Here is a 16,528-nt window from a genome sequence, read left to right as displayed (position 1 = left end):
ACGCGCGCCAACCCCAGCCGTGGTGGCAAGAGCAAAGTTCAGGTTGAACAGACGGACGTAAAACATGGCCGAAATTGTAATGGATGCTGTCTGATGCATTCCTGACAGCATCCGGATGGACTCAAGCCAATGCTTTGACCACTGCATCACCCATTTGCGCGGTGCCCACCTTGGTGGTGCCTTCGCTCCAGATGTCGCCCGTGCGCAGGCCCTGGGCCAGCACTTTTTGCACAGCCGCTTCGATGCGCTGTGCTGCTTCGGGCTGGTTCAGGCTGAAGCGCAGCATCATGGCCGCAGACAAGATCGTGGCCAGTGGGTTGGCCACGCCTTTGCCCGCGATGTCGGGGGCGCTGCCATGGCTGGGCTCGTACAGGCCTTGGTTCTTGGTGTTCAAGCTGGCCGAGGGCAGCATGCCGATGGAGCCGGTCAACATCGAGGCTTCATCGCTCAGGATGTCGCCGAACATATTGCCGGTGACCACGACGTCAAAGCGCTTGGGTTCTTTGACCAGTTGCATGGCGGCGTTGTCCACATACATGTGGTCCAGCGCAATGTCGGGGTACTCTTTGCCGACTTCGGTGACCACGTCTTTCCAGAACTGGAAGGTCTCGAGCACGTTGGCTTTGTCGACGCTGGTCACGCGGCCTTCGGTGCCAGCGGCCTTGCGCTTGCGGGCGGCTTGGAAGGCCACATGTGCGATGCGCTCGATCTCGGGCTTGGAGTAGCGCATGGTGTCGAAGGCTTCTTCGGCACCGGGAAAGTGGCCATCGGTCGCGATGCGGCGGCCGCGCGGCTGACCGAAGTAGATGTCGCCGGTCAGCTCGCGGATGATCAGAATGTCCAGACCGGAAATCAGCTCGGGCTTGAGGCTCGATGCGCCGACCAGCTGCTCATAGCAGATGGCGGGGCGGAAGTTGGCGAACAGGCCCATGTTTTTGCGCAGGCCCAAAATCGCTTGCTCGGGGCGCAGAGGCCGGTCGAGCTTGTCGTATTTCCAGTCGCCGACCGCGCCAAACAGCACGGCATCACTGTCCATGGCCAGCTTGAGCGTGGCTTCGGGCAGGGGGTGGCCATAGGCGTCGAAGGCGGCGCCACCGACCAGGGCGGTTTCCATCTCGAACTTCAAGTCGAGCGTGTTCAAGACTTTGACGGCTTCAGCGACGATTTCGGTGCCGATGCCATCACCGGGGAGGACTGCGATTTTCATGGGGCTTCTCGTGTTTTTTATGCGTTGACGGCGGTGTGGGCCAACCAGGGTTTGGTGGCCAAGCGCTCGGCTTCATAGGCCTTGATCTTGTCGGCGTGGCGCAGGGTCAGGCCAATGTCATCCAAGCCGTTGAGCAGGCAGTACTTTCGGAAAGCCTGCACCTCAAAGGGGATCTCTTCGCCTTGGGGGCGCACGACCACCTGGCGCTCCAGGTCCACCGTGAGTTCGTAGCCGGGGAAGGCGGCCACTTCGTTGAACAGCAGGTCCACGGCGGCCTCGGGTAAGACGATGGGCAAGAGGCCGTTTTTGAAGCAGTTGTTGAAGAAGATGTCGGCAAAGCTGGGCGCGATCACGCAGCGAAAGCCATATTGGTCGATGGCCCAGGGGGCGTGTTCGCGGCTGGAGCCGCAACCGAAGTTCTTGCGGGCCAGCAGGACTTTGGCACCTTTGTAGCGCGGCTGGTTCAGCACGAAGTCGGGGTTGGGCTTGCGGGCGGACTCGGGCACGCCGGGCTCACCCTTGTCGAGGTAGCGCCATTCATCGAACAGGTTAGGACCAAAGCCGGTTTTGCGGATCGACTTGAGGAATTGCTTGGGGATGATGGCGTCAGTGTCCACGTTGGCGCGGTCCATCGGTGCCACGACGCCTTTGAGGAGGGTGAATTTCTGCATGTTAGGTTCCTCGAACGCTTCAGGCGAATTTGCGGATGTCAACAAAGTGGCCGTGCACAGCCGCTGCGGCGGCCATGGCGGGGCTGACCAAATGGGTGCGGCCACCCGCGCCCTGACGGCCTTCGAAGTTGCGGTTGCTGGTGGACGCGCAGCGCTCGCCGGGCTCCAAGCGGTCGGCGTTCATGGCCAGGCACATGGAGCAGCCTGGCTCGCGCCACTCAAAGCCTGCGGCCTTGAAAATTTCATGCAGGCCTTCGGCTTCGGCTTGTGCTTTGACCAAGCCAGAACCGGGCACCACCATGGCCAGTTTGACGTTTTTGGCCACTTTTTGGCCGAGTTTTTTGACGATGGCGGCGGCTTCGCGCATGTCTTCGATGCGGCTGTTGGTGCAGGAGCCAATGAAGACTTTGTCGATCGTGATGTCGGCCAAGGCCTTACCGGGCTGCAGGCCCATGTAAGTCAGTGCGCGTTCAATGGCATCGCGCTTGACGTCGTCTTTTTCTTTGTCAGGGTCGGGCGTGTGGCCGTCGATGCCCAGCACCATTTCGGGGGAAGTGCCCCAAGTGACTTGCGGCACGATGGCGCTGGCGTCCAGCTCGACCACGGCGTCAAAGTGCGCACCGGGGTCAGACTGCAGGGTCTTCCAGTAAGCCACGGCGTGGTCCCACTCGACGCCCGTGGGCGAGAGCAAGCGGCCTTTGACGTACTCGATGGTCTTGTCGTCCACCGCCACGAGGCCCGCGCGTGCGCCGCCTTCGATGGCCATGTTGCAGACCGTCATGCGGCCTTCCATGCTCAAAGCGCGGATGGCTGAGCCTGCGAATTCGATGGTGTAGCCGGTGCCGCCTGCGGTGCCGATCTTGCCGATGATGGCCAGCACGATGTCTTTGCCCGTGAGGCCTTTGGCCAGCGTGCCTTCGACCTTGATGAGCATGTTCTTGGCTTTTTTGGCCAAGAGCGTCTGCGTGGCCATGACGTGCTCGACTTCGGAGGTGCCAATGCCGTGGGCCAGTGCGCCAAACGCGCCGTGTGTCGAGGTGTGCGAGTCGCCGCACACCACGGTCATGCCGGGCAGGGTGGCACCGTTTTCTGGGCCAATGACGTGCACGATGCCTTGGCGCTTGGACATGAAGGGAAAGAAGGCGGCGGCGCCGTATTCCTTGATGTTCGAGTCCAGCGTGGTGATTTGCTCTTTGCTGATCGGGTCGGTGATGCCGTCGTAGCCCAGTTCCCAACCGGTGGTCGGGGTGTTGTGGTCAGCGGTGGCCACGATGGAGCTGACGCGCCAGACCTTGCGGCCAGCTTGGCGCAGCCCTTCAAAGGCTTGGGGGCTGGTGACTTCGTGCACCAGGTGGCGGTCGATGTAGAGGACGGAGGTGCCGTCTTCTTCGGTGTGGACGACGTGTTCGTCCCAGATCTTGTCGTAGAGCGTGCGTGCCATGGAGCTTCCTTGCTGTGCAACCGCACATTTTATGCGGATAGCCAATCGGGTCCTTCGAAGCATGTCGCAACGGCGAATCGCTCTCATGACTGTGCTGGGTTTCGGTCTATAATTGCCCTGTTTTGCGATTTGCAAAGCGCACGCCATTGGCTTTTCCGGCCGCTGGCGCAAGTCATTCACCCGCCAATGTTCTTGTTTGAACCCGGCGAAACAACAAGGAAAACACCATGATTGCATCCTCAATCAAGGCAGAGGTCGTCAAGGCCAACGCACGTGCAGCCAACGACACTGGCTCCCCTGAAGTTCAAGTGGCTTTGCTGACAGCTCGCATCAACGAGCTGACACCTCACTTTAAAACACACGCCAAAGACCATCACGGTCGTCGCGGTCTGCTGCGCATGGTGAGCCGTCGCCGCAAACTGTTGGACTACCTCAAGTCCCGTGATGCTGACCGTTACGTTGCGCTGATCGCCAAGCTTGGCCTGCGTAAGTAATCGTCTGTCCAGATGAAAAGCGCCTGAGTTAGTTCACTAGCTCAGGCGCTTTATTCTTTTTTCAGTCGGAATTTGTCAGGGCGATCTCGCGCTGTGTCATTCCACAAGGCTTTTGTCCCAAGGTTTTGTGGAATGGCATCGAGTTCAGAGCGTCAACTTCCGGGCCCACAGTGCAGCCTCATGCACTTTTGTTTTCAGGAGTTCTGAATATGTCCATTTTCAACAAAGTTACCAAAACCTTCCAATGGGGCCAGCACACGGTCAAGATGGAAACCGGCGAAGTCGCTCGCCAAGCTGGCGGCGCTGTGCTGCTCGACATGGATGGCACCGTGGTGCTGGCCACCGTCGTGGGCTCCAAGATTGCCAAAGCCGGTCAAGACTTCTTCCCGCTGACGGTCGATTACATCGAGAAGACTTATGCCGCAGGCAAGATCCCTGGCAGCTTCTTCAAGCGTGAAGCCAAGCCCAGCGAGCACGAAACCCTGACCAGCCGCCTGATCGACCGTCCGATCCGTCCTCTGTTCCCCGAAGGTTTTTACAACGACGTGCACGTGGTCATCCACACCGTGTCTTTGAACCCTGAAGTCGACGCCGACATCGCCGCGATGATCGCTGTGTCTGCAGCCTTGTCCATCTCGGGCATTCCTTTCAATGGCCCCATTGGTGCTGCCCGCGTGGGTTACATCAATGGCGAATACGTCCTGAACCCCGGCCAGACCCAGCGCAAAGACAGCGTGATGGATCTGGTGGTGGCGGGTACCGAAGCCGCTGTGCTGATGGTCGAATCCGAAGCCCAACAACTGTCCGAAGAAATCATGCTGGGTGGCGTGGTTTACGGCCACGAGCAGTCGGCGATTGCCATCAACGCGATCCACGAGTTGGTGCGCGAAGCCGGCAAGCCTGTGTGGGACTGGCAAGCGCCTGCCCGTGACACGGCTTTCGAAAGCAAGCTGGCATCACTCGCCGAAGAAAAGCTGCGTGCCGCCTACCAAATCCGTAACAAGCAAGCCCGCACACACGCTTGCCGTGAAGCCTACGCTTCGGTCAAAGTGGCTTTGGCCGAAGAGGGCGTGGCCTTTGACAGCGTCAAGCTCGACGGCTTGATGTTCGAAATCGAAGCACGCATTGTGCGCAGCCAAATTCTGGCTGGTGAGCCCCGCATCGACGGCCGCGACACACGTACCGTGCGCCCCATCGAAATCCGCAACAGCGTGCTGCCCCGCACACACGGTTCGGCCTTGTTCACACGTGGCGAGACCCAGGCTTTGGTCATCACCACTTTGGGCACCGAGCGTGACGCTCAGCGCATCGACGCATTGGCAGGCGAGTTCGAAGACCGCTTCATGTTCCACTACAACATGCCTCCCTTTGCCACCGGCGAAGTGGGCCGCATGGGTAGCACCAAGCGCCGCGAAATCGGTCATGGTCGTTTGGCCAAGCGTGCTTTGGCCGCTGTGCTGCCGAGCAAAGAAGAGTTCCCCTACACCGTGCGTGTGGTGTCCGAGATCACCGAATCGAATGGTTCTTCGTCCATGGCTTCGGTCTGCGGCGGCTGCTTGTCGATGATGGACGCTGGCGTGCCGATGAAAGCCCACGTGGCCGGTATCGCCATGGGCCTGATCAAGGAAGACAACCGCTTTGCGGTGTTGACCGACATCCTGGGTGACGAAGACCACCTGGGCGACATGGACTTCAAAGTGGCCGGTACCACCCACGGCATCACTGCTTTGCAGATGGACATCAAGATCCAGGGCATCACCAAGGAAATCATGCAAGTTGCTTTGGCCCAAGCCAAAGAAGCGCGTATGCATATTCTGGGAAAGATGCAAGAAGCGATGAGCGAAGCCAACACCGAAGTGTCTGATTTCGCACCCAAGCTCTTCACCATGAAGATCAACCCCGAGAAAATCCGTGACGTGATCGGCAAAGGTGGCGCCACTATCCGCGCTCTGACCGAAGAAACCGGCTGCCAGATCAACATCGAAGAAGACGGCACGATCACCATCGCAGCCACCGATGGCGAGAAGGCCGACATTGCCAAAAAGCGTATCGAACAGATCACCGCCGAAGTCGAAATCGGCAAGGTCTACGAAGGCCCGGTCACCAAGATCCTGGACTTCGGTGCCCTGATCAACTTGCTGCCTGGCAAAGACGGTTTGCTGCACATCAGCCAGATCGCCCATGAGCGCGTTGAAAAAGTGACCGACTATTTGAGCGAAGGCCAGATCGTCAAGGTCAAGGTCATGGAAACCGACGAAAAAGGCCGCATCAAGCTGTCAATGAAGGCTTTGCTGGACCGTCCTGCGCAAGGCTGATACGGGGTTCTGGATGAGGGTTAAGGGTTGAGCGCGATGCTTTTAACCCCTAATGCTCAGCTAGCCATCCACGCTTAACGCCGAACAGATAAACCATGAACGTCATCGAAATCCAAAGCTATGGTGCCCCTTCGGTGCTGGTGCCTGGCTCCCGTCCCGACCCTGTGGCCGGGGCAGGGGAGTTGCTCATTCGCGTCTCGGCCAGCGGCATCAACCGCCCCGATGTGCTGCAGCGCACTGGCCATTACCCGGTGCCACCGGGTGCCTCGGACATTCCGGGCCTGGAAGTCGCGGGTGTGGTGTTGTCGGGCGATGCAGCGGCCATGGCCGACGCGGGTTTTGCAGTGGGCGACCGCGTGTGTGCCTTGGTGGCCGGTGGTGGTTATGCGCAGCTGTGTGTGGCCCCGGTGGCTCAGTGTTTGCCGGTGCCCAAGGGCCTGACAGACATCGAAGCCGCTTCGCTGCCAGAGACCTTCTTCACTGTGTGGAGCAATGTGTTTGACCGCGGGCGTTTGCAAGCGGGCGAGACCTTGTTGATTCAAGGCGGCACCAGCGGCATTGGCGTGACCGCTATTCAGATGGCCAAGGCCGCTGGCGCGACCGTGATCGCGACGGCAGGGTCTGACGACAAGTGCCAGGCATGCTTGGCCTTGGGGGCAGACCACGCCATCAATTACAAAACCACTGACTTCGTCGCCGAGGCCAAGCGCCTGACGGGTGGTGTGGGTGTGAATGTGATTTTGGACATGGTTGCGGGTGACTACGTGGCGCGTGAGGTCGAGGCCTTGGCCGAAGATGGCCGCTTGGTCATCATCGCGGTGCAAGGCGGCATCCAAAGCGGGTTCAATGCAGGCTTGGTCTTGCGTCGCCGTTTGACGATCACGGGCTCCACACTGCGGCCGCGTCCGGTGGCGTTTAAGGCGTCGATTGCCCAGTCTTTGCGCCAAACCGTTTGGCCTTGGATTGAATCGGGCAGGATCAAACCGGCTATCCACAGCGTGTTCGCTGCGGCAGAGGCGGGCGGTGGTTGGCCCTCGGGCGCGGCGCAAGCCCATGCCTTGATGGAAACTAATCAACATGTGGGTAAATTGGTGGTGACTTGGTGATGGACATGTCCAATAAATTGATGGTGGGCAACTGGAAGATGAATGGCAGCTTGGTTGCCAATGCGTCTTTGTTGTTCGAAGTGTTGAGCGGTATGGGCGGTGTGACTTGTCGTGCAGCGGTCTGCGTGCCGGCAGCTTATCTGGCGCAGGCGCAAAGCCTGTTGGCTGGTACGGCCTTGGACCTGGGCGCGCAGGATGTTTCTGCCCACGAGTCGGGTGCCTACACCGGTGAGGTGTCGGCCGCCATGCTGCGCGATTTTGCGGTGCGTTATGCGATTGTTGGCCACTCGGAGCGGCGTCAGTACCACGGCGAGACAGATGCCTTGGTGGCCACCAAAGCCCAGCGTGCCTTGGCCGCAGGCATCACCCCCATCGTGTGTGTGGGTGAGAGCCAGGCCGAGCGCGAAGCGGGTCAGACCGAAGCCGTAGTGAAGCGGCAGTTGGCTGCGGTGATCCAAGCCAACGGCCACTGCATCAGCGAAATCGTGGTGGCTTATGAGCCCGTCTGGGCCATTGGCACAGGCCTGACCGCAACGCCTGAACAAGCCCAGGCTGTGCATGCCGTGTTGCGCGCTCAGTTACAAGCGGCAACTGCACACGCCGATCGGGTGTCGATCTTGTATGGCGGAAGTATGAACGCGGCCAACGCTGCGTCCTTGTTGGTCCAGCCGGACGTCGATGGTGGTCTGATTGGCGGCGCGTCGCTCAAGGCTCCAGACTTTCTATCAATGCTGAAGGCTGCTTCGCGCTGAGCTTTCAAACCCTGTTTTTAATTTTCGGAGTATTCAGATGAGCGTGATGTTGACTTTGATTTTGGTGGTGCAACTGTTGTCAGCGCTGGCCATGATTGGCCTGATCCTGATCCAGCATGGCAAAGGTGCTGACATGGGCGCAGCTTTTGGCAGCGGTGGTTCTGGCAGTTTGTTTGGTGCCACGGGCAGCGCAAACTTCATGTCGCGCACCACGGCGGTGTTGGCGGCGGTTTTCTTTGTGTGCACATTGGCCTTGGCATATTTCGGCAACCTCACGCCCACTTCGTCGGGCAGTGTGCTCGAAGGCGCGGCTGTGACAGCACCTGCTCCGGTGGACAACAGCCCCGCTGCGCAGATTCCTGGCAATGCCCCCGCAGCACCAGCGGACAAAAGCGTTCCCCCTGCAGTACCTGCTAAGTGATTCTGGCCGTCAGGCTGCGTTCAGCTTTGCTGCTGAGCACAATTTTCCCGATTTAGAGAAGGGAATGAGCCATTTTTCAGAGTAAAATCTGAGTCTGACCAGCAAGCAACAAGCACTCAAGGTGTTCCTCATGCAAGCCGGTCCTGTGCATCCCGCCGTCGTGGTGAAATTGGTAGACACGCTATCTTGAGGGGGTAGTGGCGAAAGCTGTGCGAGTTCGAGTCTCGCCGACGGCACCAGACAAACAGAAGCGCTCGGGCTTAAGGCTTGGACGTTTCAATCGGTCCTTAACCGGCAGTCACCAAATGAACCTCGAACAGTACCTCCCGATTCTTTTGTTCATTTTGGTCGGCGTTGCTGTCGGCATCATTCCCCAGGTTTTAGGCTATATCCTTGGCCCCAACAGACCTGACGCGGAAAAAAACTCCCCCTACGAATGCGGCTTCGAGGCCTTTGAAGACGCCCGCATGAAGTTCGATGTGCGCTATTACTTGGTCGCCATCTTGTTCATTTTGTTCGACCTGGAAATCGCTTTCCTGTTCCCTTGGGCCATTGCACTCAAGGAAGTGGGCATGGCCGGTTTTGTGGCCGTGGTGATCTTCCTGACCATTTTGGTCGTCGGTTTTGTCTATGAGTGGAAAAAAGGCGCCCTGGACTGGGAGTGACCGTTAGCACTGACAACAACATTGAGCCTGCTTGAGGATTAAAAATGATTGAAGGCGTGATGAAAGAGGGCTTCATCACCACGAGTTACGACTCGGTGGTGAACTGGGCCAAAACCGGCTCGCTGTGGCCCATGACCTTTGGTCTGGCTTGCTGCGCGGTTGAGATGATGCACTCGGCCACAGCCCGTTACGACTTGGCCCGCTTTGGTGCCGAAGTTTTTCGCGCCAGCCCCCGTCAAGCAGACTTGATGATCGTGGCCGGAACTCTGTGCAACAAGATGGCCCCAGCCCTGCGCAAGGTGTATGACCAGATGTCCGAACCGCGCTGGGTGATCTCCATGGGCTCTTGTGCCAATGGGGGTGGTTACTACCACTACAGCTATTCGGTGGTTCGTGGTTGTGACCGCATTGTGCCGGTGGATGTGTACGTGCCGGGCTGCCCGCCCACGGCCGAGGCGCTGATCTACGGCATCATCCAGCTGCAGCAAAAAATCCGCCGCACCCACACCATTGCGCGCGCTTGAAGGGAATGACGATGACTGATTTCGCCATTCGTCCCGAAGACCTGCAAGATACCCTGGCTGCGGCCTTGGGTGATCGGGTCCAGAAAATCACCATTGCTTTAGGTGAGGTGAGCATCCATGTAAGCGCTCAGCATTATCTGGGCGTGATGCAAACCCTTCGCGATGCGCCCGGCTGCCAATTTGAGCAACTCGTTGATTTGGCAGGCCTCGACTATTCGGCCTACCGCGAAGTGGGCACCGATGGCCCACGCTTTGGCGTCACGGTGCATTTGTTGTCGGTGAGTCTGAACCAGCGTGTGCGCGTGAAAGTACTGTGCCCCGATGACGACCTGCCTTTGGTGGATTCGGTCAACGAGATCTGGAATTCGGCCAACTGGTACGAGCGTGAAGCGTTTGACCTGTACGGTATCGTGTTCGAAGGTCACAACGACCTGCGTCGCATTCTGACCGACTATGGTTTCATCGGTCACCCCTTCCGCAAGGACTTCCCATTGTCGGGTCACGTTGAGATGCGCTACGACGCCGAGCGTCAGCGTGTGATTTATGAGCCGGTGAGCATCGAGCCCCGCGAAATCACGCCCCGCATCATCCGCGAAGAAAACTACGGAGGCCTGAACTGATATGGCCGAAATCAAGAATTACACGCTGAACTTCGGTCCACAGCACCCAGCAGCACACGGCGTTTTGCGCCTGGTGTTGGAGCTCGACGGCGAGGTGGTGCAACGCGCCGATCCGCACATTGGTTTGCTGCACCGCGCTACCGAAAAGCTGGCCGAACACAAGACCTACATCCAGTCGCTGCCCTACATGGACCGCTTGGACTATGTGTCGATGATGTGCAACGAGCACGCTTACTGCCTGGCCATCGAGAAGATGCTGGGCCTGGACGTGCCCATGCGCGCGCAGTACATCCGCGTGATGTTCTCTGAAATCACGCGCATCTTGAACCACCTCATGTGGCTTGGCTCGCACGGCAACGATTGCGGCAGCTCCACCATCCTGATTTACACCTTCCGCGAGCGTGAAGACCTGTTTGACATGTACGAGGCCGTGTCGGGTGCCCGCATGCACGCGGCTTACTTCCGTCCTGGCGGTGTGTATCGCGATCTGCCTGACAGCATGCCGCAGTACAAGGTCAGCAAGATCAAAAACGCCAAAGCGATTGAGCAGCTCAACAGCAACCGCAACGGTTCCTTGCTCGATTTCATTGACGACTTCACCCAGCGCTTCCCCAAGTGCGTGGACGAGTACGAAACCCTGCTGACCGACAACCGCATCTGGAAGCAGCGCACGGTGGGCATCGGCGTGGTGGCACCCGAGCGTGCCCTGAATTTGGGTATGACCGGCCCCATGCTGCGCGGTTCAGGCTTCGCTTGGGATTTGCGTAAAAAGCAGCCTTACGACGCGTACGACCAGGTCGAATTCGACGTGCCTGTGGGCAAGACCGGTGACAGCTATGACCGCTATTTGGTGCGTGTGCAGGAGATGCGTGAATCCAACCGCATCATCCAGCAATGCGTGAAATGGCTGCGTGCCAATCCTGGCCCCGTCATCACCGACAACCACAAGGTGGCGCCGCCTTCGCGCGAGGGGATGAAGTCCAATATGGAAGACTTGATCCACCACTTCAAGCTATTTACCGAAGGTTTTCACGTGCCCGAAGGCGAGGCTTACGCTGCGGTCGAACACCCCAAGGGGGAGTTTGGTATCTACATGGTGAGTGATGGTGCCAACAAACCTTACCGTCTGAAAATTCGCGCCCCGGGCTTTGCCCATTTGGCCACCCTCGATGAAATGGCCCGAGGCCACATGCTGGCCGACGCGGTCGCGATCATCGGGACCATGGACATCGTTTTTGGAGAGATTGACCGATGATCTCTGAGTCAACCAAAGCGCGATTTGCGCGTGAAGTCGCCAAGTTCCCTGCAGACCAAAAACAGTCGGCCGTTATGGCTTGTCTGTCGATCGTGCAGCAAGAGCTCGGCTGGGTGAGTCCCGACAGCGAGCAGGTCGTGGCAGAAGTCTTGGGCATGCCGGTGATGGCCGTGCACGAAGTGACCACCTTCTACAACATGTACAACCAAAAGCCGGTGGGCAAGTTCAAGTTGAACGTGTGCACCAACCTGCCGTGCCAGTTGCGTGGCGGCGCGCAAGCGCTGGCCCATCTGGAGCACAAATTGGGTGTGCACGCCGGTGAAACCACCGCAGATGGCTTGTTCACGTTGCAACCCAGCGAATGCCAAGGTGCTTGCGCTGATGCGCCTGTGCTCTTGGTGAATGACCGCCACATGTGCAGCTTCATGAGCCATGAAAAACTCGACCAACTCGTTGACAGCCTGAAGAAAGCCGAGGCCGCCTGATGAAAGTCGAACAAATCCTGAGCCAGTTTCAAGCCACAGGCGTTGAAACCTGCTTCCATGACCGCCACATCAACCCGCAAATTTATGCGGGTCTGAATGGCACGAACTGGGGCATCAAAGACTACGAAGCACGCGGCGGCTATGCCGCATTGCGCAAAATTTTGGGCAAAGACGGCGGCGAAGGCCTGACCCAAGACCAAGTGATCGCCACCGTCAAAGAGTCCGGCCTGCGTGGTCGCGGCGGTGCGGGCTTCCCCACGGGTTTGAAGTGGAGCTTCATGCCCCGCCAGTTCCCCGGTCAAAAGTATTTGGTGTGCAACTCCGACGAAGGTGAGCCGGGCACATGCAAAGACCGTGACATCATGGAGTACAACCCGCACACGGTGATCGAGGGCATGGCCATCGCGGCATATGCCATGGGCATCAGCGTGGGTTACAACTACATCCACGGCGAAATTTTCCACACTTACGAGCGCTTTGAAGCCGCCCTCGAAGAAGCCCGCGCTGCAGGCTACTTGGGCGACAACATCCTGGGCAGCACCTTCAGTTTCCAGTTGCATGCCTCGCACGGTTTTGGCGCTTACATCTGCGGCGAAGAAACCGCTTTGCTCGAATCGCTCGAAGGTAAAAAGGGCCAGCCCCGCTTCAAGCCACCGTTCCCGGCCAGCTTTGGCCTGTACGGCAAGCCCACCACCATCAACAACACCGAGACCTTCGCGGCAGTCCCTTGGATCATCCGCAACGGTGGCCAGGCGTATTTGGAATGCGGCAAGCCCAACAACGGCGGCACCAAGATCTTCTCGGTCAGCGGTGACGTGGAGCGCCCCGGCAACTATGAAGTGCCCATGGGCACACCGTTTGCCAAGCTGCTCGAATTGGCCGGTGGTGTGCGTGGTGGGCGCAAACTCAAAGCCGTGATTCCCGGCGGTTCATCATCGCCCGTGATTCCTGCCGATTTGATGATGAAGCTCACCATGGACTACGACAGCATCGCCAAAGAGGGCGGTTCGATGTTGGGTTCGGGCGCGGTGATCGTCATGGACGAAACCCGCTGCATGGTCAAGGCTTTGGCGCGTTTGTCTTACTTCTACTCGCACGAGTCTTGCGGGCAGTGCACGCCTTGCCGTGAAGGCACAGGCTGGCTCTGGCGCATGGTGGACCGCATTGAACACGGTCAGGGCCGCGCCAGCGACATCGACATGCTCGACAGCGTGGCCGGCAACATCATGGGCCGCACGATTTGTGCCTTGGGTGATGCAGCGGCCATGCCGGTGCGCGGGATGCTCAAACATTTCCGTCACGAATTTGTACACCTCATCGAGCACAAGACCTCCATGGTCGGCGCCGATGCAACAGCGGTGAAGACCCATGGTTGAAATAGAACTCGACGGTCAGAAAGTGGAAGTTGCCGAGGGCAGCATGGTCATGCATGCCGCCGAAAAAGCGGGCACCTATATTCCCCATTTCTGCTACCACAAGAAACTCTCCATTGCGGCCAACTGCCGCATGTGCCTGGTCGAGGTTGAAAAAGCCCCCAAGCCCATGCCCGCCTGCGCCACGCCCGTGACGCAAGGCATGATCGTGCGCACCAAGAGCGACAAGGCCATCGCGGCCCAGAAGTCGGTCATGGAGTTCTTGCTGATCAACCACCCGCTCGACTGCCCGATTTGCGACCAAGGCGGTGAGTGCCAGTTGCAAGACTTGGCTGTGGGTTACGGTGGCAGCACTTCACGCTACGAAGAAGAAAAGCGTGTGGTTTTCCACAAAGAAGTTGGTCCGCTGATCTCTATGGAAGAGATGAGCCGCTGCATCCACTGCACACGTTGCGTACGCTTCGGCCAAGAAGTGGCCGGTGACATGGAGCTGGGCATGTCCCACCGCGGCGAGCACGCCGAGATCGAAACCTTCCTGGGCCAGACGATCGACTCCGAGTTGTCGGGCAATATGATCGACATCTGCCCCGTGGGCGCCTTGACAAGCAAACCTTTCCGCTACCACGCCCGCACTTGGGAGCTGTCGCGCCGCAAGTCGGTGGCTGCACACGATTCGTCGGGTGCCAACCTGATCGTGCAGGTCAAAAACAACCAGGTCATGCGTGTTGTTCCACTTGAGAACGAAGACGTCAATGAGTGCTGGATTGCCGACCGTGAACGTTTCTCTTACGAAGCCCTGAACGGCTCCGACCGCTTGACACGTCCCATGCTCAAGCAGGGCGGCGAGTGGAAAGAAGTCGACTGGCAAACCGCCCTCGAATACGTGGCCAATGGCCTGCGCAACATCCAGCGCGACCATGGTGCGGGCAGCATTGGTGCCTTGGTCAGCCCGCACAGCACCGTCGAAGAGTTGTACCTGGCTGGCGCTCTGGTGCGCGGCCTGGGTTCTGACAACATTGATTACCGTTTGCGCAATGCTGAATTCGGCTCGGCCGAAGGCGTTCGTACCTTGGGCACTCCGATTGCATCGCTGTCCACCTTGCAGCGTGTCCTGGTCGTGGGCGCCAACCTGCGCAAAGATCACCCTTTGTTCGCTTTGCGAGTGCGCCATGCAGTGCGCCATGGCGCTCAGCTGAGTGTGATCACCGACACAGCCGCGTTCAGCCATGCCGATGCCTGGGCCATGCCTGTGGCCAACGCGGTGGTGACCGATGCGTTTGCCTGGGCGCAAACCCTGGCCGATCTGGCCGTGGCCATTGCCGCTGAAAAAGGCGTGGACGCCCCATGCGCTGGCACGGCTTCTGCCGCAGCGCAAGCCATGGCCAAGTCCCTCTTGGGTGGCGAGCGCAAAGCCCTTTTGTTGGGCAATGCCGCTGCGCACCACGGCAATGCCTCGACCTTGTTGGCCTTGGCCAACTGGATTGGCGCACAAACCGGTGCCACCGTCGGTTACCTGACCGAAGCGGCCAACACCGTGGGCGCGCAGTGGGTGGGTGCCCAGCCACAAACCGGCGGCAAGCACGCGGGTCAAATGCTGGCCGGTGGCCTCAAAGCGGCTCTGTTGCTCAACACCGAGCCCGAGTTCGACAGCGCAGCAGGCGCTGCTGCGGCCAAGGCCTTGGGCCAGACCGAGATGGTCGTCACGCTCAGCCCGTTCAAGGCCAACATGGCTTTCAGCGATGTGCTGCTGCCGATTGCGCCGTTCACCGAAACCTCCGGTTCTTTTGTCAACGCCGAAGGGCGTCTGCAAAGCTTCCACGCCGTGGTCAAGCCTTTGGCTGAAACCCGCCCCGCCTGGAAAGTGCTGCGCGTGCTGGCCAATTTGTTGGATATTCCTGGTGTGTCTTTCGAGACGTCGCAAGATGTCTTGGTCCGCGCCACGGCCCAGCCGCTGGCGGCATCGAACGCCACAAAGTCCGCGATCAACCTGAGCGGGACGACAACACCCGCGCCAGCGGTCGCTTCGATTTACCAACTTGACGGCATCGTGCGCCGCGCACCGTCCTTGCAGTTGACCGCGGACGCCCGCCAGGAGGTGACCCCATGATTGACGCGCTGTACAACGGCGGCCTGAATTTGGTCGCTGCCAGCTGGTGGGCCACCTTGGTCTGGCCTGTGCTCTGGATCTTGATCAAGATCGTTGCCATCCTCGCGCCGCTGATGGGTGCGGTGGCATACCTGACGCTGTGGGAGCGCAAGCTCTTGGGCTTCATGCAGGTGCGTCACGGCCCCAACCGCGTGGGCCCCATGGGCTTGCTTCAACCCATTGCCGATGCACTCAAGCTCCTGACCAAGGAATTGATCAACCCGACAGCGGCCAGTATGGGTCTGTTCCGTTTGGGCCCGATCATGGCCATCATGCCGGCATTGGCCGCTTGGGTGGCGATTCCCTTCGGCCCCGAGCAGGCACTGACCAACATCAATGCCGGCTTGTTGCTGGTGATGGCGATCACTTCGATCGAGGTGTATGGCGTGATCATCGCGGGCTGGGCCTCGAACTCCAAGTACGCCTTCTTGGGTGCGCTGCGTGCGTCAGCCCAGATGGTGAGCTACGAAATTGCCATGGGCTTTTGTTTCCTGGTGGTGTTGATGGTGTCGGGCAGCATGAACCTGACCGAAATCGTGTTGGCGCAAGGCAAAGGCGCTGCCGCCGAGATGGGCCTGAGTTTCCTGTCCTGGAACTGGTTGCCACTGTTGCCGATTTTCTTGGTCTACCTGATCTCGGGTGTCGCCGAAACCAACCGCCATCCTTTTGACGTGGTCGAAGGCGAAGCCGAAATTGTGGCCGGTCACATGGTCGAGTACTCGGGCATGGGCTTTGCCATCTTCTTCCTGGCCGAATACGCCAGCATGTGGCTGGTGTCCATCCTGGCTGTGATCATGTTCCTGGGTGGCTGGTTGTCACCCATCGACCACGCCTTGTTCAACGCCATTCCGGGCTGGATCTGGTTGGGTCTCAAGACTTTCCTGGTCGTGTCCATGTTCATCTGGATTCGCGCCACCTTCCCTCGCTTCCGTTATGACCAGATCATGCGCTTGGGCTGGAAGATCTTCATCCCGGTCACCCTGGTGTGGTTGTTGGTGGTGGGCGTGTGGTTGCACTCGCCATGGAACATCTGGCTTTGATCGGTGAATGACC

General features: G+C 59.1%; 16 protein-coding genes and 1 tRNA gene. 14 read left to right on the top strand and 3 right to left on the bottom strand.

What is annotated here, in order from left to right; translation table 11 throughout:
* Positions 1-121: 121 nt before the first annotated feature.
* The 3 genes from leuB to leuC are packed head-to-tail and all read right to left on the bottom strand — an operon-like array spanning position 122 to position 3,319.
* Complete coding sequence (gene leuB, locus B9Z50_RS01455) at positions 122-1,207, bottom strand: 3-isopropylmalate dehydrogenase (protein WP_108361924.1); 1,086 nt, start codon at positions 1,205-1,207, stop codon at positions 122-124.
* Positions 1,208-1,224: 17 nt separating this feature from the next.
* Positions 1,225-1,878 (bottom strand): 3-isopropylmalate dehydratase small subunit, encoded by a 654-nt coding sequence (gene leuD, locus B9Z50_RS01450; protein WP_108361923.1) that lies wholly within the window; start codon positions 1,876-1,878, stop codon positions 1,225-1,227.
* A 19-nt stretch (positions 1,879-1,897) separates the two neighbouring features.
* The gene (gene leuC / locus B9Z50_RS01445; protein WP_108361922.1) at positions 1,898-3,319 is read right to left on the bottom strand and encodes a 3-isopropylmalate dehydratase large subunit; all 1,422 of its coding nucleotides are present in this window, start codon (positions 3,317-3,319) and stop codon (positions 1,898-1,900) included.
* A 227-nt stretch (positions 3,320-3,546) separates the two neighbouring features.
* Here leuC and rpsO point away from each other — a divergent pair, with 227 nt between their 5' ends.
* The 14 genes from rpsO to nuoH all read left to right on the top strand — a co-directional run bounded on the left by rpsO (position 3,547) and on the right by nuoH (position 16,515).
* On the top strand, positions 3,547-3,813 hold the full coding sequence (gene rpsO / locus B9Z50_RS01440) for a 30S ribosomal protein S15 (RefSeq protein WP_019428565.1): 267 nt from the start codon (positions 3,547-3,549) through the stop codon (positions 3,811-3,813).
* Positions 3,814-4,022: 209 nt separating this feature from the next.
* Positions 4,023-6,128: a polyribonucleotide nucleotidyltransferase gene (pnp, locus tag B9Z50_RS01435; RefSeq protein ID WP_108361921.1), complete on the top strand. Its 2,106-nt coding sequence runs from the start codon at positions 4,023-4,025 to the stop codon at positions 6,126-6,128.
* Between the two features lie 95 nt (positions 6,129-6,223).
* A complete protein-coding gene (locus tag B9Z50_RS01430; protein WP_108361920.1) occupies positions 6,224-7,234 on the top strand; it encodes an NAD(P)H-quinone oxidoreductase in 1,011 nt (336 codons plus the stop codon).
* A complete protein-coding gene (tpiA, locus tag B9Z50_RS01425; protein ID WP_108361919.1) occupies positions 7,234-7,986 on the top strand; it encodes a triose-phosphate isomerase in 753 nt (250 codons plus the stop codon). Before B9Z50_RS01430 ends, tpiA begins: the two co-directional genes overlap by 1 nt.
* Before the next feature lie 37 nt (positions 7,987-8,023).
* Positions 8,024-8,407 carry a preprotein translocase subunit SecG gene (gene secG, locus B9Z50_RS01420; protein ID WP_108361918.1) on the top strand — a complete coding sequence of 128 codons (384 nt, stop codon included), beginning with the start codon at positions 8,024-8,026 and terminating at the stop codon, positions 8,405-8,407.
* Positions 8,408-8,561: 154 nt separating this feature from the next.
* A tRNA-Leu gene (locus B9Z50_RS01415) sits at positions 8,562-8,646 on the top strand.
* A gap of 66 nt (positions 8,647-8,712) precedes the next feature.
* Positions 8,713-9,072 carry an NADH-quinone oxidoreductase subunit A gene (locus B9Z50_RS01410; protein WP_108361917.1) on the top strand — a complete coding sequence of 120 codons (360 nt, stop codon included), beginning with the start codon at positions 8,713-8,715 and terminating at the stop codon, positions 9,070-9,072.
* A gap of 44 nt (positions 9,073-9,116) precedes the next feature.
* The gene (locus tag B9Z50_RS01405) at positions 9,117-9,596 is read left to right on the top strand and encodes an NADH-quinone oxidoreductase subunit B family protein (RefSeq protein WP_019428571.1); all 480 of its coding nucleotides are present in this window, start codon (positions 9,117-9,119) and stop codon (positions 9,594-9,596) included.
* A gap of 11 nt (positions 9,597-9,607) precedes the next feature.
* Positions 9,608-10,216, top strand: coding sequence for an NADH-quinone oxidoreductase subunit C (locus B9Z50_RS01400; protein WP_108361916.1), 609 nt, complete (start codon positions 9,608-9,610; stop codon positions 10,214-10,216).
* A 1-nt stretch (position 10,217) separates the two neighbouring features.
* Positions 10,218-11,471, top strand: a complete 1,254-nt coding sequence (locus B9Z50_RS01395; protein ID WP_108361915.1) for an NADH-quinone oxidoreductase subunit D — start codon at positions 10,218-10,220, stop codon at positions 11,469-11,471.
* Complete coding sequence (nuoE, locus tag B9Z50_RS01390; RefSeq protein WP_108361914.1) at positions 11,468-11,956, top strand: NADH-quinone oxidoreductase subunit NuoE; 489 nt, start codon at positions 11,468-11,470, stop codon at positions 11,954-11,956. Before B9Z50_RS01395 ends, nuoE begins: the two co-directional genes overlap by 4 nt.
* Positions 11,956-13,332: an NADH-quinone oxidoreductase subunit NuoF gene (gene nuoF / locus B9Z50_RS01385; protein ID WP_108361913.1), complete on the top strand. Its 1,377-nt coding sequence runs from the start codon at positions 11,956-11,958 to the stop codon at positions 13,330-13,332. Before nuoE ends, nuoF begins: the two co-directional genes overlap by 1 nt.
* Positions 13,325-15,436, top strand: coding sequence for an NADH-quinone oxidoreductase subunit NuoG (nuoG, locus tag B9Z50_RS01380; RefSeq protein ID WP_108361912.1), 2,112 nt, complete (start codon positions 13,325-13,327; stop codon positions 15,434-15,436). The genes nuoF and nuoG overlap by 8 nt, the downstream gene beginning before the upstream one ends.
* Positions 15,433-16,515: an NADH-quinone oxidoreductase subunit NuoH gene (nuoH, locus tag B9Z50_RS01375; protein WP_108361911.1), complete on the top strand. Its 1,083-nt coding sequence runs from the start codon at positions 15,433-15,435 to the stop codon at positions 16,513-16,515. Before nuoG ends, nuoH begins: the two co-directional genes overlap by 4 nt.
* Positions 16,516-16,528: the final 13 nt, after the last annotated feature.

The sequence above is a fragment of the Limnohabitans sp. Bal53 genome (genome assembly GCF_003063355.1).
Lineage (GTDB): Bacteria > Pseudomonadota > Gammaproteobacteria > Burkholderiales > Burkholderiaceae_C > Limnohabitans_A.
The sequence above is the reverse complement of the archived record's forward strand: the minus strand, read 5'-3'. Positions and strand labels throughout refer to the sequence as shown.